This window comes from Pontibacter populi (assembly GCF_040278685.1).
GTDB lineage: Bacteria > Bacteroidota > Bacteroidia > Cytophagales > Hymenobacteraceae > Pontibacter > Pontibacter populi.
In genome coordinates this window covers 22432-48505 of the sequence record NZ_JBEOKT010000008.1, presented here as the reverse complement: position 1 = coordinate 48505, position 26074 = coordinate 22432, and the positions used below count along the sequence as shown (strand labels likewise).

22 protein-coding genes and 1 tRNA gene are annotated in these 26074 nt (G+C 46.7%); 14 read left to right on the top strand and 9 right to left on the bottom strand.

From position 1 onward, the window contains the following. Window positions 1-51: 51 nt before the first annotated feature. Together ABS362_RS10735 and ABS362_RS10730 are read right to left on the bottom strand one after the other, a co-directional pair. Window positions 52-450: a hypothetical protein gene (locus ABS362_RS10735; protein ID WP_350412475.1), complete on the bottom strand. Its 399-nt coding sequence runs from the start codon at window positions 448-450 to the stop codon at window positions 52-54. Further along, entirely contained in the window at window positions 450-2645 is a 2196-nt protein-coding gene (locus ABS362_RS10730) for a T9SS type A sorting domain-containing protein (protein ID WP_350412474.1), read from the bottom strand. Before ABS362_RS10730 ends, ABS362_RS10735 begins: the two co-directional genes overlap by 1 nt. A gap of 127 nt (window positions 2646-2772) precedes the next feature. On the opposite strand from ABS362_RS10730, the gene ABS362_RS10725 reads away from it, so the two are divergent. Then, window positions 2773-4059 (top strand): UDP-N-acetylmuramoyl-tripeptide--D-alanyl-D-alanine ligase, encoded by a 1287-nt coding sequence (locus ABS362_RS10725; RefSeq protein WP_350412473.1) that lies wholly within the window; start codon window positions 2773-2775, stop codon window positions 4057-4059. Between the two features lie 10 nt (window positions 4060-4069). Continuing rightward, window positions 4070-4285 (top strand): hypothetical protein, encoded by a 216-nt coding sequence (locus ABS362_RS10720; protein ID WP_350412472.1) that lies wholly within the window; start codon window positions 4070-4072, stop codon window positions 4283-4285. 76 nt (window positions 4286-4361) lie between these two features. Here the strand turns inward: ABS362_RS10720 and rfbC are convergent, their stop codons facing one another. Beyond that, entirely contained in the window at window positions 4362-4904 is a 543-nt protein-coding gene (gene rfbC, locus ABS362_RS10715) for a dTDP-4-dehydrorhamnose 3,5-epimerase (protein WP_350412470.1), read from the bottom strand. Window positions 4905-4926: 22 nt separating this feature from the next. Continuing rightward, the gene (locus ABS362_RS10710) at window positions 4927-6045 is read right to left on the bottom strand and encodes a glycosyltransferase family 4 protein (RefSeq protein ID WP_350412469.1); all 1119 of its coding nucleotides are present in this window, start codon (window positions 6043-6045) and stop codon (window positions 4927-4929) included. A gap of 151 nt (window positions 6046-6196) precedes the next feature. Between ABS362_RS10710 and ABS362_RS10705 the strand changes: the two genes are divergently transcribed. The 4 genes from ABS362_RS10705 to ppk1 all read left to right on the top strand — a co-directional run bounded on the left by ABS362_RS10705 (window position 6197) and on the right by ppk1 (window position 11674). Beyond that, entirely contained in the window at window positions 6197-6928 is a 732-nt protein-coding gene (locus tag ABS362_RS10705; RefSeq protein ID WP_350412468.1) for a SirB2 family protein, read from the top strand. A gap of 3 nt (window positions 6929-6931) precedes the next feature. Then, window positions 6932-8119, top strand: a complete 1188-nt coding sequence (gene hflX, locus ABS362_RS10700) for a GTPase HflX (protein ID WP_350412467.1) — start codon at window positions 6932-6934, stop codon at window positions 8117-8119. Window positions 8120-9003: 884 nt separating this feature from the next. Further along, a complete protein-coding gene (locus ABS362_RS10695) occupies window positions 9004-9498 on the top strand; it encodes a SixA phosphatase family protein (protein WP_350412465.1) in 495 nt (164 codons plus the stop codon). 82 nt (window positions 9499-9580) lie between these two features. Then, complete coding sequence (gene ppk1, locus ABS362_RS10690; protein WP_350412464.1) at window positions 9581-11674, top strand: polyphosphate kinase 1; 2094 nt, start codon at window positions 9581-9583, stop codon at window positions 11672-11674. A 798-nt stretch (window positions 11675-12472) separates the two neighbouring features. Here ppk1 and ABS362_RS10685 read toward each other — a convergent pair. Both ABS362_RS10685 and ABS362_RS10680 read right to left on the bottom strand, forming a co-directional pair. Further along, complete coding sequence (locus ABS362_RS10685; protein WP_350412462.1) at window positions 12473-13504, bottom strand: DUF6268 family outer membrane beta-barrel protein; 1032 nt, start codon at window positions 13502-13504, stop codon at window positions 12473-12475. 88 nt (window positions 13505-13592) lie between these two features. Further along, complete coding sequence (locus ABS362_RS10680; RefSeq protein ID WP_350412461.1) at window positions 13593-17408, bottom strand: hypothetical protein; 3816 nt, start codon at window positions 17406-17408, stop codon at window positions 13593-13595. 307 nt (window positions 17409-17715) lie between these two features. On the opposite strand from ABS362_RS10680, the gene ABS362_RS10675 reads away from it, so the two are divergent. The 8 genes from ABS362_RS10675 (at window position 17716) to ABS362_RS10640 (ending at window position 23854) form a co-directional block, all read left to right on the top strand. Beyond that, window positions 17716-18906, top strand: coding sequence for a Pycsar system effector family protein (locus ABS362_RS10675; RefSeq protein WP_350412460.1), 1191 nt, complete (start codon window positions 17716-17718; stop codon window positions 18904-18906). 82 nt (window positions 18907-18988) lie between these two features. Then, on the top strand, window positions 18989-19399 hold the full coding sequence (locus ABS362_RS10670; protein WP_350412459.1) for a hypothetical protein: 411 nt from the start codon (window positions 18989-18991) through the stop codon (window positions 19397-19399). Window positions 19400-19505: 106 nt separating this feature from the next. Next, window positions 19506-19577: transfer RNA gene (locus ABS362_RS10665), tRNA-Arg, on the top strand. A 216-nt stretch (window positions 19578-19793) separates the two neighbouring features. Continuing rightward, a complete protein-coding gene (locus tag ABS362_RS10660) occupies window positions 19794-20246 on the top strand; it encodes a hypothetical protein (RefSeq protein ID WP_350412458.1) in 453 nt (150 codons plus the stop codon). 258 nt (window positions 20247-20504) lie between these two features. After that, entirely contained in the window at window positions 20505-21731 is a 1227-nt protein-coding gene (locus ABS362_RS10655; protein WP_350412457.1) for a DUF2254 domain-containing protein, read from the top strand. Window positions 21732-21800: 69 nt separating this feature from the next. Then, on the top strand, window positions 21801-22325 hold the full coding sequence (locus ABS362_RS10650) for a DUF421 domain-containing protein (RefSeq protein ID WP_350412456.1): 525 nt from the start codon (window positions 21801-21803) through the stop codon (window positions 22323-22325). A gap of 77 nt (window positions 22326-22402) precedes the next feature. Further along, entirely contained in the window at window positions 22403-23425 is a 1023-nt protein-coding gene (locus tag ABS362_RS10645; RefSeq protein WP_350412455.1) for an LLM class flavin-dependent oxidoreductase, read from the top strand. 84 nt (window positions 23426-23509) lie between these two features. After that, entirely contained in the window at window positions 23510-23854 is a 345-nt protein-coding gene (locus tag ABS362_RS10640) for an SH3 domain-containing protein (RefSeq protein ID WP_350412454.1), read from the top strand. A 77-nt stretch (window positions 23855-23931) separates the two neighbouring features. On the opposite strand, the gene ABS362_RS10635 is transcribed toward ABS362_RS10640, so the two are convergent. From ABS362_RS10635 to ABS362_RS10625, 3 genes are all read right to left on the bottom strand, one after another. Further along, on the bottom strand, window positions 23932-24390 hold the full coding sequence (locus ABS362_RS10635; RefSeq protein ID WP_350412453.1) for a DUF4890 domain-containing protein: 459 nt from the start codon (window positions 24388-24390) through the stop codon (window positions 23932-23934). Between the two features lie 132 nt (window positions 24391-24522). After that, window positions 24523-25542, bottom strand: a complete 1020-nt coding sequence (locus ABS362_RS10630; RefSeq protein ID WP_350412452.1) for an alkaline phosphatase D family protein — start codon at window positions 25540-25542, stop codon at window positions 24523-24525. A 122-nt stretch (window positions 25543-25664) separates the two neighbouring features. Beyond that, window positions 25665-26039: a T9SS type A sorting domain-containing protein gene (locus tag ABS362_RS10625; RefSeq protein WP_350412451.1), complete on the bottom strand. Its 375-nt coding sequence runs from the start codon at window positions 26037-26039 to the stop codon at window positions 25665-25667. Between the last annotated feature and the right edge of the window lie 35 nt (window positions 26040-26074).

Genomic DNA, 26074 nt, shown 5'->3' with positions numbered 1-26074 from the left:
ACGTCCGCAGCAGCCTTTATTTCGGACAAGGAAGTCCAAAAAAGCCATAATTCAAGTAAAAAGGAAACCAGCTACTACCGGCATCAAATCTATATCATCCTGAACCACTTTCATCTTCAATTCAGAGCGAGCCTGCACCATGCGCTGTAAGCGGCCATGATCATTCCTGAAAACTATAAGCTGTTCTTTTTGACCTTCCAGTACCAACTCAATCAACGGAAACACACTCCCAAAACCAGCATCTGCACTGGCACTATCAATACAAACTATAACCTGCTCTGAGCCCTGTAGCAATTGTTTCGCATAGTGCAGTACCAACTCCCCTGATCGGGAATCCACATCCAACACAGCCACATCTGGTAACTGCTTTTTTAACCCTTCCAGCACCGGGTTGCCATAAACTATAGTTTGGTCATCAGCTAGCAGGCGGAGGTATAGCAGCGCTTTCATTACTGAACTACAAATTTGGCGGTTTTAAAGTTGCCCTGCCTGTTTACAGCTCTCACGAAATACATACCCGCTTTCAGGTTATGTACCGGCAGGCTGTTGTATTGCTTATAGTTGCTACCGCTGTTGTAAACCTTCCTGCCGATGGCATCATACACCACAAATTTTACCGGCGCAGAGGCCTGCACCCGAACTATAGTTCCGTTCCGGGCTGCCAGGTTAGGGTATACCTCCACTATAAGTTCCTCGGTTGGTGTGTCAGGGTTTTGCTGGTAGCCCGAAGTTTGCTGCAGTAAGTATAGTCCGCCGCCCTGCGTACCAGCAACTAAGTATAGTTTGCCTGCTCCGCCAAGTGCTGCAGCAGTTATGCTTGTGCCTCTCCCTAATTTGGTTGACAGTAAACTTTCAGCAAACTGGTTTTCCAGGATGTCTGTTTCGGGTGTGAAGGTTTGCTCCAGGATAGCTACCAGGTTGCGGTATACTTTTATAGTTCCGCTATCGTCGGTGGTGATCAGATCTATAGTTCCGTCGCCGTCAATATCTGTAGTTGTGGGGTGAAGATAGCGCTTATCAAAACTAAAACTGATACCACCCAGATTTGCTTTTGCTAAACTATAGTTTGTACCTGTGTTGGTGTATAGTTGCAGCTCTCCGGATGCTTTCCCCAACACCATATCCAGGTCGCCATCTTTATCCGCATCAAAAAAGGCTGGCGCATCGCCATCTGTAGCTGTATGTAGTTGCCTTTTATCTGCCCAGTTATAAGATATAGCCTGACCGGTGTAAGGCAGGTAAACTATAGCTGTAGCATTGGTCTGGGTAGATTTGTAAGTAAGCACTAAGTCTGGTTTTCCATCTCCGGTTATGTCGGCGAAGGTTGGTTTTATGTTGAGCAGTTGCTGACTTTCAAGGTCCAGGTAATTGTCTGTTACAAGCGTAAAAGCCGGGGTTACAGCCGTTCCGGTATTCTGAAAATAACTTAGCGTAGCCACATATTTCCCGTTTCTGTAAGCACCTATATTTCCAACCAGCATATCCAAATCGCCGTCATTATCCATATCTGCGAAAGCCGGGTAAGCGCCTTCTCCATAATCCAGCATTTGCTCCTGCAGAAAATCATCCTGAACAAACTCAAAATCCGGCTGGTCTATAGTTCCGTTATTTTTGTAGAGCCATACCGAGCGCTGCAGTTCAGGCTTTGCCTCGTTGGTGTTGGCTAAGTTTGGCGCTACCAGCAGGTCGGGGATGCCATCAAACGTTACGTCTTCGTAATAGGCAGCGGGAAATTTACTAAAGCTGGCGCGGCGCGTATTTGCCGGGAAGCTCACCGAGATCTCATCCATAACAGCTTGCTGCGCGGTGCCTTTGTTTTCCATCAGCACCAGGTCATCGCACTGCACAGCTCCGGTAAGTAGTTCTTTATCTCCATCGCCATCCATATCCAGCAACAGTAACGAGCTACCCGTGTGGCCTGTATGCAATGGCCCCGCAACACGGCAGGCCGCCCCGAAAACATAGTTGTTACAGCCATCGCACTCGGTAATGCCGCCCCACCAGTTGGAGCTGCGCACAAAACTAAGGCTATTGCAATTCAGCTTATTCTCCACGCGCATGTTCTGGTAATATTCCAGCTTCTGGCCATGCGAGAATTCTGACACCAACACATCCAGATCACCATCGCCATCCACGTCTTCTATCGCCGGAATATCAGCGCTTTGCAGTTGCAGGTTTACGCCCTGATTGTAAAGTATGGCCTCCTCGGCAAGTACGAATTTGGGTAGTTGGTTAGCACCTTTCTCCTGCCGGTACACTTTAATGCCGAGTGGTGTGCTTGTAAAAATATCCTTCAGTCCATCGCAGTTATAGTCGCGCAGCAACACCCAGGCCGTCAGGTCACCCGGGAAAAGGATTTCGTATTCAGGGCTGTATTTATAGTTCCAGGTGCCATTTTGCTGCACGGCCAGCCACGTAAATACTTTGTGCTGCATACGGTCGTAAGCAAACAGGTCAGGCTGGTTATCGTTGTTCAGGTCTATAGTTGAAAACTGGGGGGCGCTCAGTCCGCCGCTCCAGGGTTGGGGCAATTTACCCTGCGCTATAGTTACCGGCACATCGTGGCGTAGTACAAACTGCAATGGCTGCTGGGCCATAGTTGTAACTGCGGCAAAGAGTAAAAACAGGGTCAACAACTTTTTCATAGAGATAGAAGGAGCGGTGATGTGCTGTGGCGCCGTTGCTGTTTTGGGTGTATATTGCACCGTGTATGGCAGCTATAGTTTACGTACGTGGCCGCTACAGCATTTATACTTTAAATTTAACCATTTCATGCAGACCAGCATCGAATTTCTATATCAAAAATACCTGGAGTGCAGCCACGTTAGCACCGACTCGCGCGCCGACCAGAATCAAAGCCTGTTTTTTGCCCTGAATGGCCCCAATTTTAAAGGAGCCAAATTTGCAACTATGGCCCTGGAGAAAGGTGCGAAATATGCTGTTGTAGATGACCCGACTATGGCTGCTGCAAATGTTTTTGTAGTAGAAGATACGCTGCAAGCGCTGCAGGACCTGGCACGCCATCATCGCAAACAATTAAGCATACCCGTAATTGGCATAACTGGCAGCAACGGTAAAACCACTACCAAAGAGCTGATCTATTCCGTACTGAGCCAGAAATTTAATACGCTGTATACACAGGGCAACCTGAATAACCACATTGGCGTGCCGCTAACCCTGCTGCGTATAAAACCGGAGCACGAAATAGCAATCATCGAGATGGGTGCCAACCACATCGGCGAGATAGAATTGCTTTGCACGATTGCTCATCCAACGCACGGCATGATCACGAACATTGGCAAGGCGCACCTGGAAGGATTTGGTAGTTTGGAGGGTGTGGCCCGAGGCAAAAGCGAACTATACGTGCACCTGGATAATACCGCAGGTACCGTATTTGTGAACACCGGAAACGAGCACCTGATGCGCATGAGCCGCCGCATCGCTAGTAAAGTAACCTACCCTGCCACCGGCGACTTTTACCACAGCGAACTGCTGGAAGCATCGCCATACGTGGTGTATAAAGACGAAGAAGGCAACGTGGTGCACACGCAGTTGGTAGGCAGCTATAACTATGAAAATATGGCCGCAGCAGCTTGCATCGGTAAATATTTTGGAGTGCCGCTTAGCAAAGCCAACGAAGCCATCGCCAACTATAGCCCGGTAAATAACCGCTCGCAGGTTATTACAAAAGGGAGTAACACTATTATACTTGATGCTTATAACGCCAACCCAACCTCAATGGCTGCTGCCATCCGCAACTTTGGCAGCATGAATGCGCCGCGCAAAGTGGTTATACTGGGAGATATGTTTGAGATGGGAAATGAAAGTATAGCCGAGCACACTGCCTTAGGAACTATAGCCGCCGAACAACCTTTCGATACCGTCCTGCTTTGCGGAAAAGACATGAAGTTTGCCGCTAAAGCCAACCCTAACTTCAAACATTTTGAAACAAAGCAGGAACTACAGAACTGGCTTCAGCAAAACCCGATTTCCGATAGCTATATTTTGATTAAAGGCTCTCGTGGTATGGGGTTGGAAACACTTGTTGAGTTGTTGTAGAGTTACAAATATGAAAAAGCTTTTCAAAATATTAAGATGGACCTTAGTAAGCATCTTAGCTTTTACAGGTATTTTAAATTTATTCCTCTATGTAAGTTCCTTTTTTCAGCATGAAGCATCATCTCCGATAAATAGAAATGAATATCTGATAGCAGGCCTTATATTTTTGATTGTAAGCGTAGTAGTTGCCAAACTAAAAATCACAGGTAATAAATATATAGGTTAACTTACCCTTTTATATATAAACAGAAAAGCCAGCAATTTATAGTTGCTGGCTTTTCTGTTTATACACTTTTCGTCGCTTAAAAAGGCGACTCAAAATGCTTTAGCATCGGCAGCACTTCATCCTTCGGAGAAACAAGCGGGTTTTCAATTCCCCAGTCTATGCCTAGTTCCGGGTCGTTCCAAAGCAGGCCACCTTCTGCGGATGGCTGGTAATAATCTGTGCACTTGTACAGGAAAGTCGTGTTGTCTTCGAGGGCTACAAAGCCATGGGCAAAGCCTTCGGGTACATAAAACACATTCTGCTGTTCGGCATCTAAAATGCAGGTAACGTGTTTGCCATAGGTTAGCGAATCTTTACGCAGGTCAACAGCTACATCCAAAGCACGGCCTGAAGAAACACGTACCAGTTTGCCTTGTGCATAAGGTGGCTTCTGGAAATGCAAGCCGCGCAGAACTCCTTTTTTAGAAACCGACTGATTATCCTGCACAAAGTTTGGCTGAATACCCAGCGGCTCGAACCATTTCATACTAAACGTCTCTAAAAAATAACCCCTGTCGTCGCGGAACACCCGTGGCTGAAACTCAACTAACCCTTCAATCTCAAACGTCTTAAAATCCATTTATACTTTAAGTAACTATAGTTTATACTTTCTTAAAAGTGGTGACCTCGGCAATAGCGTGCAGGTAGCGCTGAATTACAAAGTTCACATCAAATTTTGTTTCGGCAATATGTCGGCTGGCCTCACCCATTTTTTGTAGTTGCTCGGGTGGCATCTGCAGCATCTGTTCCATTTTCTCGGCCAGGTCGGGGGCATTGCGCACACGGCAGAGCAAACCATTTATATTTTGCTGGACCACTTCGCGGCAACCGGGCACATTGGTAGCTATCAGCGGTTTTGCCATGGCAGCAGCCTCCAGCAAAGTGCGTGGTGTGCCTTCACGGTAAGACGGCAACACTACACAATTGGCCTGTGCAATTATAGTTGCCACATCATCAGTAGTTCCTAAATACTCTACATTACCTTCAGCCAGCCAGGCATCCAGCACTGTCTGCTTCACCCCGAAACGGCTGAGTTCATCAACCTGTCCCAGCAACTGGCATTTTATAGTTGGGTATTTAGCTTTCAGTAACCTGCAGGCTTCCATGTACTCGGCTACACCTTTTTCATAGAGCACCCGCGCAATCATCAGGAAAGTGAACGGAGCATTTGAGTCAGGTTTTGGTATAGGTGTAAACGCCTGCAGATCAATCCCCGAACCCGGCAACACTTCGGTTATGCCTGCTCTTACCAGGTTATGCTTCAGGAAAAGCCTGCGGTCGTCCTGGTTCTGGAAAAACACCTTAGCCGGATACTGAAATGCCTGCTTGTATAGTTTTAGCGCAATGTTAGAGATGTAGTCTTTCTTGATAAACACCGTACCCAACCCCGACACATTATTAATAGCCGGAATTCCAGCAAAGTGCGCAGCAAAAGCCCCGTAAATATTTGGTTTTATAGTATAGTGCAGCACCACATCGGGCTTTACGCGGGAGTAGGCCCGGTACAGGCGCCAGGTCAGCCAGATATCTTTAAAAGGGTTCGTTCCTTTCTCCATTGTAACAGGTACAAATTTACAACCGGCCTCTATCAGGCGCTGCGAATAATTATCGCGGGGGGCAATCGCTATTACCTCATGACCTTCTGCCAGCAATGCCTTTATCAGGCTCAGCCGGAAGTTGAAGATGTTCCAGGAAGTATTGATAACGATAGCTATGCGCATAAATGCTTTACGGGAGCAGGAGGCTGGTTTGGTTGCCGCTTTTGTACTCTTTTAACGTGCCAAGTTACCTAAATTAAGCCTATCATCTGAAAAAAATACCCTAAATTGCATCCACTCTTCTTAAACTTTTGCCTTTAAAATAAAACTTACTATGCCGGTCACAGCCTTCTTACACACCCATGTTCTGGTAGTGATCTTGTTCCTGCTGCTTTTTACCACAAAAACGGCGCTGCTTCTCCTGAACAAACGTGCTGCGCTCACCAACCTGCGCAATAAGACCAAGGTAGTTGAGATGATACTCGGCACGTTGATTTTGGTAACAGGCGGCTGGATGTTGCTCAACTATAGCGGCATACCAGGCTGGCTGATCACAAAAGTTGTATTCGTGCTAATAGCGATTCCGGTGGGTATAGTTGGTTTGAAGCGCGAGAATAAAGTGCTGGCTGTTTTAGCGTTGCTGCTTTTTGTGTATGTATATGGTATTGCCGAAACCGACAGCCTGGCTATGCAGAAAGAAGCCACTGAAAACACCACAGTTATTACCACACCTGAAACAGTAGTTACAGAAACAAGCTCTCCGGAAGCAGAAGACACCTCTATTAAAGAAACTGAAACTGCCCCGGAAGCTATAGTTGCCTCACTTAACCAGACGGCGTTAACCAATGCGCAAACAATTTTCGTACAACAGTGCGCCACATGCCACGGCGAAGACGGAACGAAAGGACTAGGCGGTGCCGCCGACCTTACATTAAGCCAGCTTAACCTTAACGACCGAAAGCAAGTAATTGCGGAAGGCCGTGGCATGATGCCGCCTTACGGAGAGCAACTAAGCGAACAGGAGCTCGAAGAAGTAGCGGCTTATACCATGACGTTTAAAAAATAATTAATGGCCAAACAGAAATTTTACGAAACCGCCAAGCCCCAGGAAACTGCTGTGCTGGTAGCCGTACCAGCCTACCGCCAGACAGATGAGCAGACCAACGAGTACCTCGATGAGTTAGCTTTTTTAACGGAGACTGCCGGCGCACAAACTATACAACGCTTCGTTCAGAAGCTCGAGAAACCAGACCGTGCCACCTTTGTGGGTAGTGGTAAACTGGACGAGATAAAAGCCTATGTGCAGGAGCACAACGTGGATATGGTGATCTTTGATGATGACCTTAGCCCTTCGCAGGTACGTAACATTGAGCGCGAACTACAGATAAAGATTGTAGACCGCAGCTTACTGATACTCGATATTTTTGCGCTGCGAGCCAAAACTGCCCAGGCACACGCCCAAGTAGAAATGGCCCAGTACCAATACCTGCTCCCACGCCTTACCAACCTCTGGACTCACTTATCCAAGCAAAAAGGTGGTATCGGTATGAAAGGTCCCGGTGAAACGGAAATTGAAACTGACCGTCGTATAGTTCGCGAAAAAATAACCTTGCTGAAAGAGCGTCTCAAGAAGTTTGAGAAGCAGAATTTTGAGCAACGTAAGTCGCGGGCCGCTATGGTTAGAGTAGCATTGGTGGGTTATACCAACGTTGGTAAATCAACCATCATGAACCTGCTCTCGAAGTCAGAGGTATTTGCGGAGAACAAACTGTTCGCTACTGTAGATGCTACTGTGCGCAAAGTTGTATTCGATAATATTCCGTTCCTGCTTTCTGATACGGTTGGGTTCATTCGTAAACTGCCTACTAAACTCATAGAGTCGTTTAAATCTACGCTGGATGAGATCCGTGAAGCAGACCTGTTGGTGCATGTGGTAGATGTTTCGCATCCATCATTTGAAGAGCATATTGAGGTAGTGAACGATACCTTGAAGGATATTAATGCAGCCGAAAAACCGGTATTGCTGGTATTCAACAAAGTGGATCTTTACTTACAGAAGCGTGAACAGGAAATGCAGGAAGAAGGCCACGAGGTTCGTCCGTCTATTGAAGATCTGAAAGCGACCTACATGGCTAAAATTCATGCCCCGGCGCTTTTCATTTCAGCTACGAATAAAATTAACATCGAAGGCCTGCGTGATGAACTGCACCGCCGTGTAGCGGAGATCCATTATGAACGCTACCCGAATAATGTATAAGATTACATTTTAAGGAAATATGAAAAGGAGCTGCCTATATGGTAGCTCTTTTTTGTTTTATGTTTGCACTACAGATTGATAGGAACTAGATTGTCTTTCAGGCTTGGGCTTTTGCTATAGTTGAGGGTGTGTTTTTATAGTTGGTGTATTACCTGCCCCTCCCGGAAATTACCTCACCCCAGCCCTCTCCTTTTAAAGAAGCCCCCTACCCCAAAACAGGAGAGGGAGCTTTTATATCTTTCCTCTTCATTTTGTCATCTCGAACAGCTTGAGAGATCTGGTACGGTTTAACCCACCCCTGCCCCTCCAAAGAGGGGAGTTTTACTGCTTTTGCTATAGTTGGAGTTATAGTTTTATAGTTTCAGACTATTGAGCGGACAGGTCGCGACCTGTCCCTACGGAAATACAGCCACGATAAATGTCGGAGCGTACCGGTCTAACTATAGATAGGTGGTTGCTATGCGAAATTTCTCAGTCTTTGGGTTGAGCGCCTTGTAGATTTCCGGTGCCGTCAGGCATTTCGAGGTACGAGAAAAGGAAATGTACACAGCGCGATGCCCAATGACGGGGCCTCCCGGCCGTGAGGGCACCAAAGCTGAATTGAAACGATGGGCAAGTAAAGCTCCCTGGATTAGAGATGGTTTGAAAGGATAGCTTGGTTCAGATTGGAAGTTTTTTCAATTATAAGACAAATAAGATTTCTCGACTATGCTCGAAATAACATGAGAGAAACTATAGAACAATTAAAATACCTCAACTTCCTTTAGGCAGACAAGTCAATCAACCAACCTCCCTTACCACAACTATTTGCCAACACTTTCAGTAAAGACACAGAACCATAGTGACTTTTGAATATGCTATCGGTTTGAATGATTATTGATCCCATGAAGACATTATATATCCTGAGACACGCCAAGTCGAGCTGGGAATTTGAAGAACTAAGCGACCACGACAGACCCCTGAACAAGCGCGGACGCAACGATGCACCCCTGATCGGTCGGGAACTGTCATCGCGTGGCATTTTACCTAACCTGATCGTGTCGAGCCCTGCCGTGCGTGCCATTTCTACAGCTACCCTGGTAGGTAAAGAACTTGGCTATAACCCCGACGACATTGTAATTGATGACCGCATTTATGGCGCTGACAAGAACACACTGCTGGAGGTAGTGCAGGAAACGCCTTTAGAAGTTGAAAGCATGATGCTGGTAGGCCACAACGACGCACTCACTGAGTTTGCCAACATGCTGTCGCCGGAAGCAGTGGGCAGCATACCTACAGCGGGTATAGTTGCTTTAACATTTGAATGCGAAAGCTGGTACGAGATAAGCCGCGACAACGCTGACTTCCTGTTCTTCGACTTCCCGAAAAATTACGAGTAGAGTATCCGCTTTACACTTCACCCACATTGCTGCAATTACATCAACCTGCAAAACTATAGTTGCCAGCACAAACCTTACTACAATGGAAAAAGAGAAAAAAAAGAAGCACCAGGCAGAGCCCGAGTTTATAAACCGGGAGCTCAGCTGGCTTGCTTTTAATTATAGAGTATTACAGGAAGCCGGAGACAAAAAGGTGCCTTTATTAGAGCGTATCAAGTTTATGGCTATTTTCTCGTCTAACCTGGACGAGTATTTTAAAGTACGCGTGGCCACCCTGAAGCGCCTGGTAAAATTAAAGCGCAAAACCATTGAGAAGCTTGATGAAGACCCGGCAGAAACGCTGAGCCAGGTACTTGGAGAGGTGAAACGCCAGCAGGATGAATTCGGAGAAGTATTTCGGGAAGGCATTCTGGCTGATCTCAAAAAAGAGAACATACACCTGCTAACAGAGAGCGACCTTACTGCCACCCAAAAGAAGTTTATTACCACTTATTTTAAGGAAAACCTGCAGCCGCTGCTTTTGCCTATGGTAATGGACGATACGGAAACGCACTTTTTCCTGAAAGACCAGACCGTTTACCTGGGCATACAAATGAGCGACGCTAAAAAAGGTGCTAAAGCAGAGCAATACGCTATGCTGGAAATACCAACTAAAAAGCATGGAAGCCGCTTTATAAAATTACCTACCCAGAAAAACAACAGGTACGTGATGTTTATAGATGATGCCATACGCACCTGTCTGCCTTTGCTGTTCCCGGACTATAGCCAGTTCGAAGCGCATGCAGTAAAAGTGTCCCGGGATGCAGAACTGGATATTGAAGAAGACATTTCGGCTAATCTGATGACCAAGATCAAGAAGGGACTGAAGAAACGTGAAATTGGTACGCCTGCCCGCCTGCTCTACGATCCTGAAACACCGCAATCTTTGCTTGATGCCATCATGGCCCACACAGGCATAACAGATGAGGAACTGGTTGAGGGAAGCAAATACCATAACTTCCGTGACTTTTTCGGCTTCCCGGACTTTGACCTGCCTGCCCTGAAGTATGAATCACAACCTACGTTGGTGCACCCGTTACTGGAGAAGGAGCCAAGTATACTGGCAGCCATGCAGAAGCAGGATTACATTGTTCATTACCCGTACCAATCGTTTGATTATGTGGTGAAGCTATTTAACGAAGCTGCTAACGACCCTGCTGTTACAGCTATTAGTGCCACCTTATACCGTGTTGCTGATGGTTCTGAAATTGCCAAAGCACTTACCAAGGCTGCTAAAAACGGCAAACTGGTAACGGTTGTAGTGGAGCTTAAAGCCCGTTTTGATGAGGAGTCTAACATTTTCTGGGCCGGTAAGCTACAGAAAGCCGGAGCCAATGTTATACTGGGTGTTCCGGATCTGAAAGTGCACTCCAAGCTAGGATTGATAACCCGAAACGAGAATGGAAAAATGGTAAACTATGCTTACCTGAGCACGGGCAACTATAACGAAAACACCTCTAAAATATACGCCGACCACGCCCTGTTTACCTGCGACAAACGCCTGACAAAAGATGTGGAACAGGTTTTCAATTTTTTTATAGATCGTCAGCCAGACAAGAAATTCAAACATCTGCTGATGGCTCCGATCAGTATGCGCGAGCGTTTTGTAGAGTTAATCGAAAAGGAGATCAAGAATGCGAAGAAAGGTCTGCCTGCTTCCATGATCCTAAAAATGAATGCCCTGCAGGACGACCGCATGATCCGAAAATTATACGAGGCCAGCCAGGCCGGTGTAAAAATAGAGCTGCTGGTACGTGGTATCTGCTGCTTGCAGCCTGGTATAAAAGGCCTCAGCGAGAATATTACCGTGCAGGGTATTGTAGACCGTTACCTGGAGCATGCCCGCGTTTACATCTTCCATAACAACGGAGAAGAGAAATACTATGTAGCCTCCGCCGACTGGATGACCCGAAACTTGAATCGCCGCGTAGAAGTTGCTTTCCCATTGTATCAGCAGGATTTGATCGACCAGGTGCGTACTATAATAGACCTGCAACGTTCAGACAACACCAAAGCCCGATTTGTGGACAACAGTTACGTACAAAAATCGACGGATGAACAAACCAGATCGCAATACGCCACTTACGATTACCTCCGCAGCCTTGTGCCTAATGGCATGAAAGCCGAACGGGAGTAATAGTTTAGAATACTTTTTAAGGAGCAGGTCAGGTTTATTCCCGGCCTGCTCTTTTTTGTTTTGAAGGGTTATAGTTCTATAGTTCACTTTACTGGCGCGAGTCTCCAGACTCGTGACTTAAAATGGTGTTGAGTCTCCTGACTCAACTGGCCCGATAGGGACAGGCATAGTAGTGGTTTTGGCTATAGTTCTATAGTTACCGTGGTCCAACCACTCTCAACCCCTCCTTATCTAAGGCGGGGAGCATTTCTGCCATAATTATAGTTTAATTTATAATTTCATAGTTGGCGTTTTAACACCCCTATAGTCCCCTCAAGGGGACAGTTTCTGCTATTCCTATAGTTTACTTCTTAGTTCTATAGCTTCAGCCTATCACGCGGACAGGTCGCGACCTGTCCCTACGGAACTATGACCACGATAAATCTCGAAGCTTACCGGTTCAAACTATAGGAAAGCATCTGCTATGAGAAATATCTCAGTCTTTGGGTTGAGCGCCTTGTGAATATCTGGTGCCGTTAGGCATTGTGAGGAACGAACAAAAGAGATTCGCACAGCGCGATGCCCGAAGACGGGGCCTCCCGGCCGTGAGGGCACCAAAGCTGAATTGAAACTATAGGTAACTAGAGCTCCCAGGATTAGAAGTGATTTGCAACTATAGCTTGGTTCAGGTTAAAAAAACAAACTATAGAAATCAGATTTCTCCTTTCGTCGAAATGACAATAGCGAAACTATAGGATATATAAGATTCCTCGGCTGACTTCGAAATGACAATTTGGTTAGATATGACAAACTTTACTACTACTTATTCTTCTCCATAAACCTCCTTGGCGGTACAACAAACAACTCCACGCGAACAAAACCGGCACCAGACAGGTCGTTATCAAGTATCTCGTCGCGGGAACCTACTTCATCGAATACCCGGTTGCGATAATACTGCCTGAACCCACCTTCTACACCAAACCACAGGAAGTCATATATCTCGCGTTCGAGGCGCAGTATACCTTTAACATCCGTTCGCCGAAGCTCTATTTCGCCAAATTCTGACAGGTTACCTTTGTCCACTGTCAGGTTATAACTGGCACCTTCCAGGCGGTAACCGGCAAAGAGCAGGGTTTTCTCGTTCAGGTTGTAGCGCACACGCGTATTTGCCGGGAAAATGGCTTCCACACCCCAGCGATCGTTAAAGGTGCGATTGTAAAGTATGGCCGGGTAAACGCTTTTACGCCCGAAGGTGTAGCCAAACTGCAAGCCAACACCAATAGCGTAATCGGGAGACTTTTTCCAGCCATAGGCCACATCTATAGTGGACTTAAAGTAATCGATAAGATCGGTATCCAGATCATCTTTCGTGAAGTCGCCATTCAGTTCCCCTTTAAGCCTGATCAGGTAAAAACGGCGATTATCTATTGAGCGCAGGTAAACTAACTGAGAGCCTATGCTTTGCAGGTTCTTATCTTCCAGGTATTCGTACAGGTCGTAGGCCGCTGGCGTAACATCTGTAAAGTTGAATTCTTCAAACTTATAGTCTATGCCAAAAATGAGTTTGGTTTGAGGCTTGTTAAGAATGGGCGCATTGATCCTGACATCAAATTTATTATGTCGCCTGATACGCCCGCTCCCACTTTCCAGGCGATTGTCCCGGGCTTCTGATTCTATATCGAACTGTGGCAGGCGTTCGTAGCCTATAACTATACCTTTGCCTTTGCCCATGCCACGCACGCCGGGGCTGGCATATTCTTCCAGTATTTCTGTTTCAGGGCCCTGCGCCTGCGCCTGACCTATAGTGCAAAATATAGTTGCCGCTCCTAAAAGTAGCTTTGCGATCTTCATAGTTTTGTTGTGTATAGTATAGCCTGTCTGTAAATAAAATAGTGCCGCATGTACTACATACGGCACTATTTTATTTAAGTGTAATTTTTTAAAACTGGAAGCCGAAGTTGAGCATCCACAGCTTATCTTCTTTACTCCACGAGTGCGTAAGCGTAAACACCGTGCGGTTCAGGAAATCAGCCCAGACACCAACTCCGTAGCCATTATGCAAGCTCTTAATGAAGCTTTGCGGACGGTCATCGTCGTGGTATACGCGGCCTGTATCGTATAAGCCCAGCACGCCAAACCTGCCCGGGGCAAGGTAAAGGTTAAAGTCGAATAACTGGATACGGCCTTCGGCATTGGCATAAATAGCGCTGCGCCCGGAATAGCGGGTACGCCTGTAGCCACGCAGGTTTTCGGTGCCGCCCAATACGCTGGCCTGGTAAAATCTGTACTCACCAATATTATGCGTTGCCCCTACACGCCCGGCCCAGGTTAACTGAAACGGGAAGTTTGGGGTAAGGTAAAACCTGAATTCGGAACTAAGGCGCATATAGTCTAACGATGTAGTTCCCAGTTGGTAGTTATAGTTGATGCTGTTATACCAGCGCAGACCAATTCTTGGGTTAGCATCTGTGCCACCGCCTACTACGTTCATGTTGGCAAACGCTTCCAGGCCTACATATTCCTGTGAGTTAAAAGTGCCGGTTTCTTCGTCGTATGTGTCTGGTTTCAGGTTACCTGCCCTGGCTTCATCCACTAAAAAGCTTTCACGGTCGGGGGTGTTTACTTTAAAGCGATCGTAAGTAGGGCCAACACCTATTTTAAAGAACGATGTCGCATCTTTATACAACATAGCACTTGCCCGCTGGCGCTCAAACCTTACCCGGTAATAAGCTTCATCTACACCAGCGGCTGGTTCTGTTTCGTTGCCTAAGCCATAAAAATTACGCTGATACTGCGGGCCCTGTACTTTACCATCCAGCATCAGGTGCCAGCTGCCCATTATCTCCCTGAAGTCGCCGCTGTAATGGATGTTGTAGGAGTTGGTAAGGAAAGCATAGTTAGCCTCCAGCAGGTGTTCAGATGCATATGGGTCTTTCCGGAATTTGTGTGTGCGTGCCAGTATGCCTGCCCCTATAAACAAACCATCATCAACGTTATACTCGAACGATAAACGTGGGCCAAAATAAGGCTGCTTATAGTTGTCGCGGTCGTAAATATTTACATCGGTGTAAGGGGCGGTCTCGTTCCTGGTTTCAGGACCTAATACGATGTTATTACCTGTTTCGAGGTCATACACAACAGTATGATTCTTAAAGCCACTAACGTTTGAGTTATCGGTTATGTCGTCTTCGCCATCGCCGCCGATAATACGGACCACTATACCTTCGTCCACATTGCCGTTAACTATAAATTCGTCTTCACCACCCAAGCCATATAGCCTGATCTCTTTGGTCTCGTTGGTATAGAACGTGCGCTTGTAAAGGGTGTCGCGCAGTTCTCCTTCTTTGGTTATCTTGTAAACTATAAGCCTGGTCTCTTCATTATTTACCCGGTCAACTATAAAACGCTCGTGTTTGTCGCTGCCGGCTACATCTACCAGTTTGGCCAGGTAACTATAGTATTGTGCAGCGGCTTCCGGCAGTTTATCTCTTCTGGATTTGAGTTTAGCAATAATTTCGGGCCCCGAGACCGGCTCTATCGTTTCGGGCAGCTCGCGCACAGCCTCTTCTATTACAGCATCGGTCATGTTGGCCTTTATGTCTTCGGCAATGCGAATCCAGTCCTGCCTCGACACACTGGACAGGAACGTACGGTCTACGGTCTGGGCACTCAGGTTCAGGCCGACCAGGTCTCCATAGTCGTATTCAAAGTTCTGTATGTTCCGGATGCTCCATTTGCGGGTAGCCAGCCAAGGCAGCAACCCATCTACTTTAAAGAAAGCCTGGTCACGGTCTTCGGGCACGGGTATGTAAATATCTCCGTTCTCGCCCTTTTTCTTCTTTTCAACCCAGCGCCACTGGCCTTCGTGGCGGTCCCAGTCCCCGATGAGCATATCAAGTAAGCGGGCGCGGGCAAATTCCTTTTCATCTACTTCGTTGTCGTTATCCTGGTGCAGTTCATCCAGCACTTTATCGGTGCCTACCAGGTTTTCGGCATTACCCAGGCTTGCTACATCTTCGTGGTTTTCGTCGGCATCCTCTTCCAGAAAGGCTATCGAGTTACTGAACTCATCCATGTACTGGCGCAGGTAAGGCGTTTGCGGAATATATACCAGCTTGGGGTTAGTATGGTACACACCAGCTGCATCGGACAGTTTAGGAACTACCAGAGCGCCGTACGGGTGCTGCGCCGATATCTGGTCCTGTAACAGATCTCGGGCTGCAGTTTCGCGCAGGTATTCCGGCAGGGCCATAGTTGGATCTTTGTTTACACTTCGCAGGGTGTACTCACGGGCATCCGGGTTGCGCACTTTCAGAGATGTAGTCTGTCGTCCGCCGCCTTTCTGGTATGGTCTTAGGCCGCCCTGTTCATTCTTCATGTCCAGGGTTGGTATCTGTACCGGTGTTGCCCACTCCTGGCGGTAATGGTCGCCCAGCAAGAAGCGCTTTACACCGCCGGCTTTATAGCTGGCGTTAGCCGCAAGCGTAAGAGTACTGTCTGCATAGTTGGTTTCGTCCTGCACCAATGGTTGCTCCTTGCGCGGCTTTTTGGCATATACCGGCGTCCTGAATGTGATCTTGCCTGTAGAGCCATCGCCTTCCGGAGTCCAGAATTCCGTCCATACTTCGCCATTCTCATAGTATAATACCTTGGCGTAGCCCTTTACTTTTTCGGCATAGTGCGCATCGCCGCCACCTTTAATATGCTGAATCTTACAGCCTGACCCACTAACTATAAGCGCTGCATTGTTGTGCTTAAAATACTCCAGGGCATGCTCGTGGCCGGCAGCGTAGATAATGTTATCATACTTATCAAAGATATTGTAAAGCCCCTGGATTAGCGCCTGGTAACGTGGGTGCGGAATATCCTGCAAAATACCACCATACTTGCGCGCAAAAGGGTAAATAGAGCCTATTACCGGAACGGGTATATACAACCAGTCGCGGAGCAGGGTAAAAGGAAAGATGTGATCTTTCAAAGTAAAGAAACCGCCATGCACGCCACGGCTTTTAAGCGGGTGGTGCCCCACGATCATGATATCGCTGCCGGCATTTTTTTCGATAATATCTTCGAGCTGGATGAGCAGATCTACTTCGGTGGCAGCGCCGCAGTTACTGTTCTCTCCATAAGGCCTGTCGAAGGGGTGCAGCCACCACTCGGTATCCAGGGCAATCAGTACCAGGTCGTCACTTATCTTTACTTCGTAAGGGCCAGGACAGCCGTTGCCAGGCACAAAAAAGTCGCCACCTACAACTATATTTTCGTCTGTAAGATATTCGTTCACATAACGTTGCTCACGCATAACTGCTTCGAGGCCGCCGCGGCCGCTATGGTTCCAGTCGTGGTTTCCGGGTATCATGTACTTTTCGCCGGGGTAGCCTTTCAGAATGTCGAGCTGGGTATTCAAGCGTTTTTCAGATACTTCGCGGTCGTAAGCGCCAGGTTCGGGCAACCCGTTGTGGTACACGTTATCTCCTAAAAATATAGTTGTGCTTTGTACACCGGCTTCCATCATTTGCTGGCGCATCATCTTCATAGAGGGTTCGCCATTCTCCAGGTCGGGTGCGCCTACGTCACCAATCAGGAAGACGGTATAAATTACTTTGTTGCTCTCTGCCGGCTTGGCGGTTTCCCAGTTTGCAGCCTGTGGCCCAAAGTATACATCGTGCGGGGCACAGGCACTCAGTATAAATAAAAACATCACCACACCATACTTAAAGCAGGCGGGGTGCCATGAAGTGTATTTTTTTCTCATAGTTATGGTAAGCAAAGCCATTTGAGCTGGTGCAGCGCGCAGGCATAGCCCGGTTATAAACAGGTAAGCCGAACTATAGCCTGCCAAATATCTTACAGCAGGTATATACGGCCGGACTGATGTAAATAACGAGCGTAATGTTTTTTTAGTTATCACTGATGGCTGCTCATTAAAATGTAGCTACAACGCCTGTAGCTAACAAAAACATAATTAAACCGTAACGCAGGTTATGCAAGGCAAATGCTTTGCATAGTTAAGAATATGCTGCCTGCCTCAACACACATGGCCCCTGCAGAAAAGCCGTATTATGGAGAATAACACAATCGTAAAACAAGCCGGAGAGTACGTTTTTAAACTCTTTAAAAATCAGCTATCCAGAAAGCTTGTATACCACAACTACAGACACACCTTTGAAACTGTAAACGAAGCCCGCGACCTGGGTGAAATGCAGCGCTTACCTGAAGACGAACTACAGGACCTTTTGCTTGCCGCCTGGTTTCATGACACAGGTTATGTAAATACATACGAAGGCCACGAAGAAGAGAGCATACGTTTTGCCCGCGAATGGCTGGAACAACAAGAACACCCCGCCCCCCGCATAGAGCGAATTGTGGAATGTATACACGCCACCAAACACAGCGTAGAGCCCGAAACACTGCTGCAGGAGCTGCTTGTGGATGCCGACATGTCGAATATTGGGAAGGATACATTTTTTAGTACGGCCGAACTACTGCGCGTAGAGTGGGAAATTTTCCAGGACAAGTCTTTTTCGGATAGGGAGTGGGCGCAGTTCCAGATGGATTTCCTGTTATCTACCACGTTTCATACGTACCAGGCGCAGCGCAAATATGCCGGGCAGCTTGGCATAAACATACAGGAGCAGCGCAGCCGCCTGAGCAAAGAGGTTAAAAAGAAGAAAAAGGACGAGAAGAAGCATCGCGAAACACTGGCGCAACCAAAGCGCGGTATCGAAACCATGTTCCGGAACACCTACCGTACGCACCTTAACCTGAGCGCCATCGCCGATAACAAAGCCAACATGATGATCAGTTTGAACGCGATTATTCTGTCGGTGGTAATCACGTACCTGAGTACTAAAACGTCTGTATCGGGGCCTGAATTTGCACAGCACCGTTCGCTGCTTATACCTATTGGCACCCTGCTGCTAACCGCGCTTGGCTCCGTTGTTTTCGCTATTATTTCGGCACAGCCCGAGATTACCAGCTTCTCGTTCAAGAAAGAAAAAATAAACAGCCGGAAGGTTAACCTACTGTTCTTCGGTAACTTCACCAACATCCCGCTCGAAGATTTCCAGCATGGCATGCACAACATCATGCGCGACAAAAAATCGCTTTACAACAACATGATAACCGACATTTATTACCTGGGCGAGGTACTGAATCGCAAATACAAGATCCTGCGCATTTCTTATACCATATTTATGGTGGGCCTTGTGCTTACTGTTATAGCATTCGGTATTGCTATCGCTTATTTTTAGTCAAACTATAGTACCTGATTTTAAAGTACTAAAAGAGGTATCAAACGCGTAAGTTTGTACAAATATTTTGTAACTTTTACCAATGATCCTTCACCGAGATTATATCATACAACTGGACTATAACCCTGCAACAGACATTTTACAGGTTGATTACCCGGACCTGCAAAGTGCCCAGTTGTCTGAGGTAAGGCATAGTTTAACACTTATGGTGGAAGCGATCAGGAACTATGATGTTAAAAAGCTTTTGCTTGATGCCAGCAGCACTTCCATTAACGTGAGCCACGAAGAAAGCAGGGAGCTAACGTCAAAACTGGCTGCTGACCTTGCATCGACCCGAATTAAAAAGCTGGCGCGTGTGCAGCCGATAAATTTGCGGGATGAGGCAAGAGCACAGGAAAACATTAAGGACCTGCACAAAGCTGGCTTGCTGCCATACCAGTTACAGACGTTTGCAACCAGGGCGGAAGCGCTAAACTGGCTTACCAGAGATTAAGCAACTATAGTTTGCAACCGTTAAAAAGCACAACTACCGGGACAGGCATCCTTAAACCGGCTTTTACTATAGTTCGTTTTTCAGTAGCTTTACCGCTAAGCATTCCGGCCCCGTAGTTCAATGGATAGAATAGAAGTTTCCTAAACTTTAGATACAGGTTCGATTCCTGTCGGGGCCACAAAAAAGCCGCAATCCACAACGGAATGCGGCTTTTTTTATTTTCTTCGGAAACGATTCAGATGGTAAATTGGACGATACGCTCATACTTTAACTTGCATCACTACTAAATTTATTATGTATTCTTACTTATTTTTACTTTTCACTTAAAGCACACCCCCTTTATAAATCAATGCTTAAAAAGTATATACTATTCGCATGTTGCTGCCTCGTTCTCATGGCTTGTGAAAAAGAAGATGATGCAACTAAAAATGAGCAGGCAAAAGAACTTATAACAGGCTTTGTAATCATTGATCCTGATAATAACCCAATACAAGATATAGGGGAGCCAAATGAGCAACATTTTACAGGCGGCAGCGTGGCAGTCAGTTCCTACCCAAACCCAACAATGAATGTAATAACGGTAAGCGTATCCTCTTCCACTCCATCTAAAATGTCGGTTTGGCTTACTTTTGCGCAGTTGGATCAGTCGCTGAAAACAACTACTTATTACATGCCACCTGCGGGTACGCCAGGCACAGTCGCACAGGAATTTGCTGCAGACATGGATGTTGCAGGCAATGTATCCTTTGATGTTAACATTACTGCATTACCTCCCGGACCGTATCGCCTGTACTTCAAAATGGGCCAGGAACTCGCATGGAGAAATGTTATCATAAAAAGACAGTAATCAAACATAGTTACAAGAGTTGCATAAAACCTGGCAACATTAAATTCAGGCCTTTAAAGAAGCCGCTGTATGAAAGGGTATGGCGGCTTCTTTAATTTTAAAAATAAGTGCCTGATAAGCATTTGTTATTTCTAACATCACCCTCTTACCAGATACTTTTATTATATCAACTATACTACCTCCCATAACCCCACCGCATTAGTGCAAGTATAGCTAACACAAGTGTAGTAAATCTACACGCACGCTAAAACAGGCACTATGAAGAAACGCATCCTGAAGTGGGTTCGGCGCTATTATTCTAATGTAGTAAACAGCATTGCTTTTTACCCGGCACTTATTGCGCTTAGCTTTTTGGTGGTGTCGTACCTGTTGCTGATGTTCGACTTTTCGGATCCGGGCAAAAACCTGAAAGCCAAACTGCTCGATTTTATCAGCCTGAAAGATGCAAGCACTGCCCGAACTATAGCGTCAACTATAGCCGGTGGCATTTTGTCACTTACTGTTTTCAGCTTCTCGATGGTGATGCTGCTGCTAAACCAGGCTGCCTCTAACATGACCAACCGCGTACTTGGCAGCCTGATCGGCAACCGGTTTCAACAGGTAGTACTGGGCTTTTACATCGGAACTATAGTTTACGCCCTGTTCCTGCTAAGCACTATCCGCGACATCGACTCCGGGGTATATGTGCCAGCGCTCAGTGTGTACCTGCTCATCCTGCTCACTATCATCGATATCTTTCTTTTCATCTACTTTCTGCACTACATCACGGAGTCAGTAAAGTACGAAACCATTATTGCACGCATCTATATTAAAACCCTGGATCAACTTAAAAGCCATTGCCACCTGAAAAGTGATGCACCGTCGTTACTGGAGTTGCCTAATGCACATACCACGTTTACAGCCCGCGAATCAGGTTATTTCCAGGGGATTGAAGAGGAAATGTTGCTTACCCTTTGCAGGCGGCATAACTGGATCATCAGGTTTCATTACCCGGTGGGTAGTTTTATAGTTTACGGCACGCCCATACTTACCATCTACACAAGCAACCCGGTAACAGAAGACATGGAAAAACAGCTGGATGTGGCACTGAATTTTTACAGGGGCGAGCCCATCGAACGCAACCCCTATTACGGCTTTAAGCAACTTACCGAAGTGGCAGTTAAAGCGCTTAGCCCGGGCATAAACGACCCCGGCACTGCTATACTCAGCCTGCATGCCCTCATCGATCTGCTGACCTACCGCATAAACCACCATCCGGCCCAGACTATAACCGACGAGCACGGTACAGAACGAGTTATACTGCAGGAAGAAACGATAGAAGAACTGTTCGAGAAATCGATACTTCCGATCTGGGACTATGGTAACGAAGACAGGCTACTAAGAACGACCTTGCAGCAAATGCTGCTGCAGATGAAACCGCTTGCTAAAACCGAAAAAGGCAAAGAACTGATACAGGCTTATTTTCAGAAAACAGAGCAACTGTAAGCAGGGCGCAACTATAGCTTAGCATAACCCACAAATTACCGGACAGGTACTACTGTAAAAAAGAACACTATGGAACAATATTTATTTGACAGCTGGACAAGCTTTTTCCGCACGTTAGGCGTAGGTCTGTTATCGTACCTGATACTTATACTGCAGCTCAGGCTATCCGGCAAACGTACGCTCTCTAAAATGAATGCCTTTGATTTTGTGGTAACTATAGCGTTGGGCTCTACGCTGGCAACCATGCTTTTATCAAAAGATGTACCACTGGCAGATGGAGCGACGGCGTTCGCTTTGCTAATTTTGCTGCAATATATTATCACCTGGCTCTCAGTACGGTCAGAGAAGATACAACACCTTATTAAGGCACAACCGGCATTGCTGCTTTACAAAGGGCAGTTTATGGAAAAGGATATGCAACGTGAGCGGATAACCAAAGAAGAAATTCTGGCAGCCATACGAAGCCAGGGAATAGGAAACGTGGACAAAGTAGATGCTGTGGTGCTTGAAACGCAGGGCAACCTAAGTGTTATACAAACTATAGAAGAAGGAAGCGGATCTGTTTTGCAGAATGTAAAACCAAACCGACTATAGTTTGTTACTTAAAACAGCCTGTTCTATAGTTGTGCCAGTCGCACTATAGTTGAGGTAACTATAACATCAAAATAACCATGAGCAATAAAAAGCTAACTCTAGCTGATACCGCTGTTTCGATACTAGACCTGGTGCCGGTACTATCCGGTAAAACCGCTGCCGAGTCTTTTAAAAACACCTTAGACCTGGCACAGCATGCCGAAAAATGGGGCTATACCCGTTACTGGATGGCCGAACACCATAACATGCCCGGCATTGCCAGTTCTGCCACCTCTATACTGATAGGCTACGTTGCCAACGGCACTAAAACTATACGCGTAGGCTCCGGTGGCATAATGCTACCCAACCACGCCCCTTTGGTAGTAGCTGAGCAGTTCGGAACACTTGAGACCCTTTACCCTGGCCGTATAGACCTGGGCTTAGGCCGCGCTCCGGGCACTGACCATGTAACAGCTATGGCACTGCGCCGCGACCTGCAAGGTGCCGGCGAAGATTTTCCGGCCAACCTGGAAGAACTGAGGAGTTACCTGGCCCCGGCTAGTGCCGGGCAACGCGTAAGAGCCGTACCCGGCGAAGGATTGAACATACCGATCTGGTTGCTGGGCTCCAGTACGTTTAGTGCGCAGCTGGCCGGTATTTTAGGGTTACCTTTTGCCTTTGCCAGCCATTTTGCGCCTACGCTTCTGCACACAGCCCTTAAAATTTACCGCGACAGCTTCCAGCCATCCGAAACCCTGAAAGAGCCTTATGCTATGGCAGGCATAAACGTAGTAGCCGCCGAAACTGACGACGAAGCCCGCCACTTGGCTACTTCGCTATACATGTCTTTCCTGAGTGTAATACGCGGCACCGCCCGCCAGATGCAGCCGCCAGTAGATAGCATGGATGATAAATGGGATATGTCGGAGATGTATGCGGTGCAACAGATGCTGCTGTATAGTTTTATCGGGAGCCCTGCTACAGTAAAATCAGAAATAGATAAGTTTGTGGAAAGCACCGGGGTAGATGAAGTGATGATAACCTCGCATATTTACGACCATGCAGCCCGCCTGCGCTCTTATGAGATAATATCTGAGCTTAAGAAAGGTACGAGAGGCTAACTGATTAACTCTTACAGGTATAGCAGCGTAATTACACCATAGTTTGATAAACGCTATAGTTCACGCCATTACTACTTACCCGCTATGCAGAAACTTTTTAACGTACTATTTATTGCTGTAACTATAGCCTGCATAGCCTGCCAACCTGATGCGGAAAACCACGACTCTGCAGAGGAAACTATAGCCAACGAAAACAGCGAACCAGTGTCGTTACCTGCTGATGTACTGGCCGTAACAAAGCCTTTGATAGCAGGTGAACTATACAGCGAGCCAGACTTTAATAGCCCAACGCTGGCTTATTTCGACACGGCACAGCAGGTACATCTTTTAGATACGGCAGATGCACTGTTTGTTAAGGTTCGGATAGGGAAAAATGCTGAAACGTACACGGGCTATATCTCAAAAGCCATTTTGCCAGAGCAACTGTAAAACAAAAGCCTCCCGGATGTTGATCCGGGAGGCTTTTTACAAATGTAATCTATAAGCTACTGCTCAGTTAAAAAAGCTTAGCTGCCTCGCTGCATTCTGTGCTGCTGCATTTTGCCACCTTTACGGTGTTCACCGCGCTTACCTTTCATTTCGCTTTTACGGGCTTCTTTTTTGGCTTGCATTTCTGCAAACTTCTGCTTTTGCTCGGCATTTAAAATAGCTACAATTTCCTGCTGATGGCTTGCCTGTAACGCCTGCATTTTCTCGCGTTTTGCATCGCGGGTCAGGTTCTGGTCGTTACGGATGGCCTGCATGTCTTTCACTCTGTCTTCCTGAATGGCTTTCAGTTTTTTAGCCTGCGCATCGGTCAGGTTCAGGTTCTTTTTATAGTTCTCCAGCATTTTTTCCTGGCGCTCGGCCGGCGTCATTTGCTTTTTAGGGGTGCCCTGCTGCTGAGTTTGTGCCATGGCTCCTACCGAAAGGAAAACACCTAAGCCTAATACAAAGAGTTTTTTAAGGATGATGTTAGTCTTCATGTTTATTCGTTTTAAATTTTATAGTTTGACAACTGCTAGACCGTAAGGTTTAACATGCTATCTGCACTATAACAAAAAGGCGGCCAACTTTTTAAAGCTAGCCGCCTGTAACTATAGGTTTTTCAGAAGTACTTAATACACAACGCTCTCCCGCAGAAACACTTCGTTATTCTTTCCTCTTACCAGCATCTCTACCTGTACCTTATCATTCCAGTTAAACCGCAACTCCCCGAAGTTAAGCTGATTGACCAGCTCGCCTACGCGGTACTTGTTTGGCTCTGCGTTGTTGCCACTGTACACGTGTGTCATGCCGCTGCTGGTAATCTCGTAAAGCGGGTAGCTCATACCAGGTAGCTCGGTTTTAGATATCTCAGCAATATGGCGGTCTCCACTTAAAAGTATAACCCCCGGCGCTTTGGTAGCCACAATTAGGTTAAGCAATCGTTGGCGTGATGCCGGGAAGTTGGCCCATTTCTCAAAAACCTGTTCTTCGGGGAGCACCTGTATGCCGTTGCCTATAATGTTGACCTGTGCTTTGCTGTTGCGTAGTTCGTTTTCGAGCCACTTCCATTGTTCTTCGCCCAGCACATCGCCGGTATAGTTGGTCTGGTATACTTTGTTTATGCGGGCCAGCGAATCGCGGTGGTAGCGGCTATCCAGCAAAATAACTTTTACCTGTTTGCCTTCGGGGCCATACGTATGCGAACTATAAACTCCCTGCTGGTTGCGGCGCGGGCTGTTGGCGGGCTCACCTATAAAATCCCAGAAAAGCTGCTGGCTTTGCTCCCGCATTTTAAATTCTTTACCGCCATCGTTCAGGCCATAGTCGTGGTCGTCCCAGGTTCCCACAATGTTGGCTTTTGACCTGAGTTCCTGGTAGCCCGGCTCCTGCAGCACCATATCATATTTCTGTTTCAGCACATCCATGTTCTCAGAATCGCCATAAATGTTATCGCCCAGCCATATCCACACATCGGGGTTGTTCTGGTTTATAGCCGGCCAAATAACCTGCGGCAGATCCTGGCGATTACATGACCCGAACGCTATGGTATCAACAGGCTTAACTTTGGTTGCTTCGAAAGGTTCTTTACAGGCGGTGGCCAGCAAGAACAGCAGCGGTAAAAAGCGGAACAGGTTGGTAAAACGTTGCATCTGATCTGAAATATTGGTAAGTGGTAAATTTAGGGAAACGCAGGGTTAATTGCTTAACAGGCACAAAAAAAGCGGCAGCCCCGTTTTAAGAGACTGCCGCTTCTGTTTTGTTATAGTTGTTTTTATCGCACTATTACGCGACGCACCACACTAAAATTATCAGTTTCGAGTTTTACATAATATAAACCTTTCGCTTTGGAATAGCGGCTAAGGTCTACGGTAGTAGAAAGTACTGAATTTTCCCGGGTTATCGTTTCATGATAGATTTCGTTGCCGATAACATTCATAATCCGCAGATCTGCTTTTCGTGAAGTCATATTGGCAAGCGATACCGTAAATACCCCATTACTAGGGTTCGGATATATAGTAAAATCCTTATCGTCCTGGTTTACTGTAAGTGTTTTCTCTTTCTCAGGCTTCTGCGCGGCCGGTTGTTCCTGCGCCTGCACTGCAACCAGTGAGAAAGACACTAAAATCGTAAGTAAAAATTGTTTCATAGAGAGTCGTTAACAAGTATTTCTACGTAAAGGAA

What these genes read in the sequence shown, in the direction of transcription:
- ABS362_RS10685 (WP_350412462.1), bottom strand. Translation starts at nt 13,504, where the DNA reads ATGAAGATCGCAAAGCTACTTTTAGGAGCGGCAACTATATTTTGCACT.
- ABS362_RS10630 (WP_350412452.1), bottom strand. Translation starts at nt 25,542, where the DNA reads ATGCAACGTTTTACCAACCTGTTCCGCTTTTTACCGCTGCTGTTCTTG.
- rfbC (WP_350412470.1), bottom strand. Translation starts at nt 4,904, where the DNA reads ATGGATTTTAAGACGTTTGAGATTGAAGGGTTAGTTGAGTTTCAGCCA.
- ABS362_RS10720 (WP_350412472.1), top strand. Translation starts at nt 4,070, where the DNA reads ATGAAAAAGCTTTTCAAAATATTAAGATGGACCTTAGTAAGCATCTTA.
- ABS362_RS10725 (WP_350412473.1), top strand. Translation starts at nt 2,773, where the DNA reads ATGCAGACCAGCATCGAATTTCTATATCAAAAATACCTGGAGTGCAGC.
- ABS362_RS10660 (WP_350412458.1), top strand. Translation starts at nt 19,794, where the DNA reads ATGGCTTGTGAAAAAGAAGATGATGCAACTAAAAATGAGCAGGCAAAA.
- ABS362_RS10635 (WP_350412453.1), bottom strand. Translation starts at nt 24,390, where the DNA reads ATGAAGACTAACATCATCCTTAAAAAACTCTTTGTATTAGGCTTAGGT.
- ABS362_RS10625 (WP_350412451.1), bottom strand. Translation starts at nt 26,039, where the DNA reads ATGAAACAATTTTTACTTACGATTTTAGTGTCTTTCTCACTGGTTGCA.
- ABS362_RS10730 (WP_350412474.1), bottom strand. Translation starts at nt 2,645, where the DNA reads ATGAAAAAGTTGTTGACCCTGTTTTTACTCTTTGCCGCAGTTACAACT.
- ABS362_RS10705 (WP_350412468.1), top strand. Translation starts at nt 6,197, where the DNA reads ATGCCGGTCACAGCCTTCTTACACACCCATGTTCTGGTAGTGATCTTG.
- ABS362_RS10640 (WP_350412454.1), top strand. Translation starts at nt 23,510, where the DNA reads ATGCAGAAACTTTTTAACGTACTATTTATTGCTGTAACTATAGCCTGC.
- ppk1 (WP_350412464.1), top strand. Translation starts at nt 9,581, where the DNA reads ATGGAAAAAGAGAAAAAAAAGAAGCACCAGGCAGAGCCCGAGTTTATA.
- hflX (WP_350412467.1), top strand. Translation starts at nt 6,932, where the DNA reads ATGGCCAAACAGAAATTTTACGAAACCGCCAAGCCCCAGGAAACTGCT.
- ABS362_RS10735 (WP_350412475.1), bottom strand. Translation starts at nt 450, where the DNA reads ATGAAAGCGCTGCTATACCTCCGCCTGCTAGCTGATGACCAAACTATA.
- ABS362_RS10675 (WP_350412460.1), top strand. Translation starts at nt 17,716, where the DNA reads ATGGAGAATAACACAATCGTAAAACAAGCCGGAGAGTACGTTTTTAAA.
- ABS362_RS10650 (WP_350412456.1), top strand. Translation starts at nt 21,801, where the DNA reads ATGGAACAATATTTATTTGACAGCTGGACAAGCTTTTTCCGCACGTTA.
- ABS362_RS10710 (WP_350412469.1), bottom strand. Translation starts at nt 6,045, where the DNA reads ATGCGCATAGCTATCGTTATCAATACTTCCTGGAACATCTTCAACTTC.
- ABS362_RS10680 (WP_350412461.1), bottom strand. Translation starts at nt 17,408, where the DNA reads ATGAGAAAAAAATACACTTCATGGCACCCCGCCTGCTTTAAGTATGGT.
- ABS362_RS10670 (WP_350412459.1), top strand. Translation starts at nt 18,989, where the DNA reads ATGATCCTTCACCGAGATTATATCATACAACTGGACTATAACCCTGCA.
- ABS362_RS10655 (WP_350412457.1), top strand. Translation starts at nt 20,505, where the DNA reads ATGAAGAAACGCATCCTGAAGTGGGTTCGGCGCTATTATTCTAATGTA.
- ABS362_RS10695 (WP_350412465.1), top strand. Translation starts at nt 9,004, where the DNA reads ATGAAGACATTATATATCCTGAGACACGCCAAGTCGAGCTGGGAATTT.
- ABS362_RS10645 (WP_350412455.1), top strand. Translation starts at nt 22,403, where the DNA reads ATGAGCAATAAAAAGCTAACTCTAGCTGATACCGCTGTTTCGATACTA.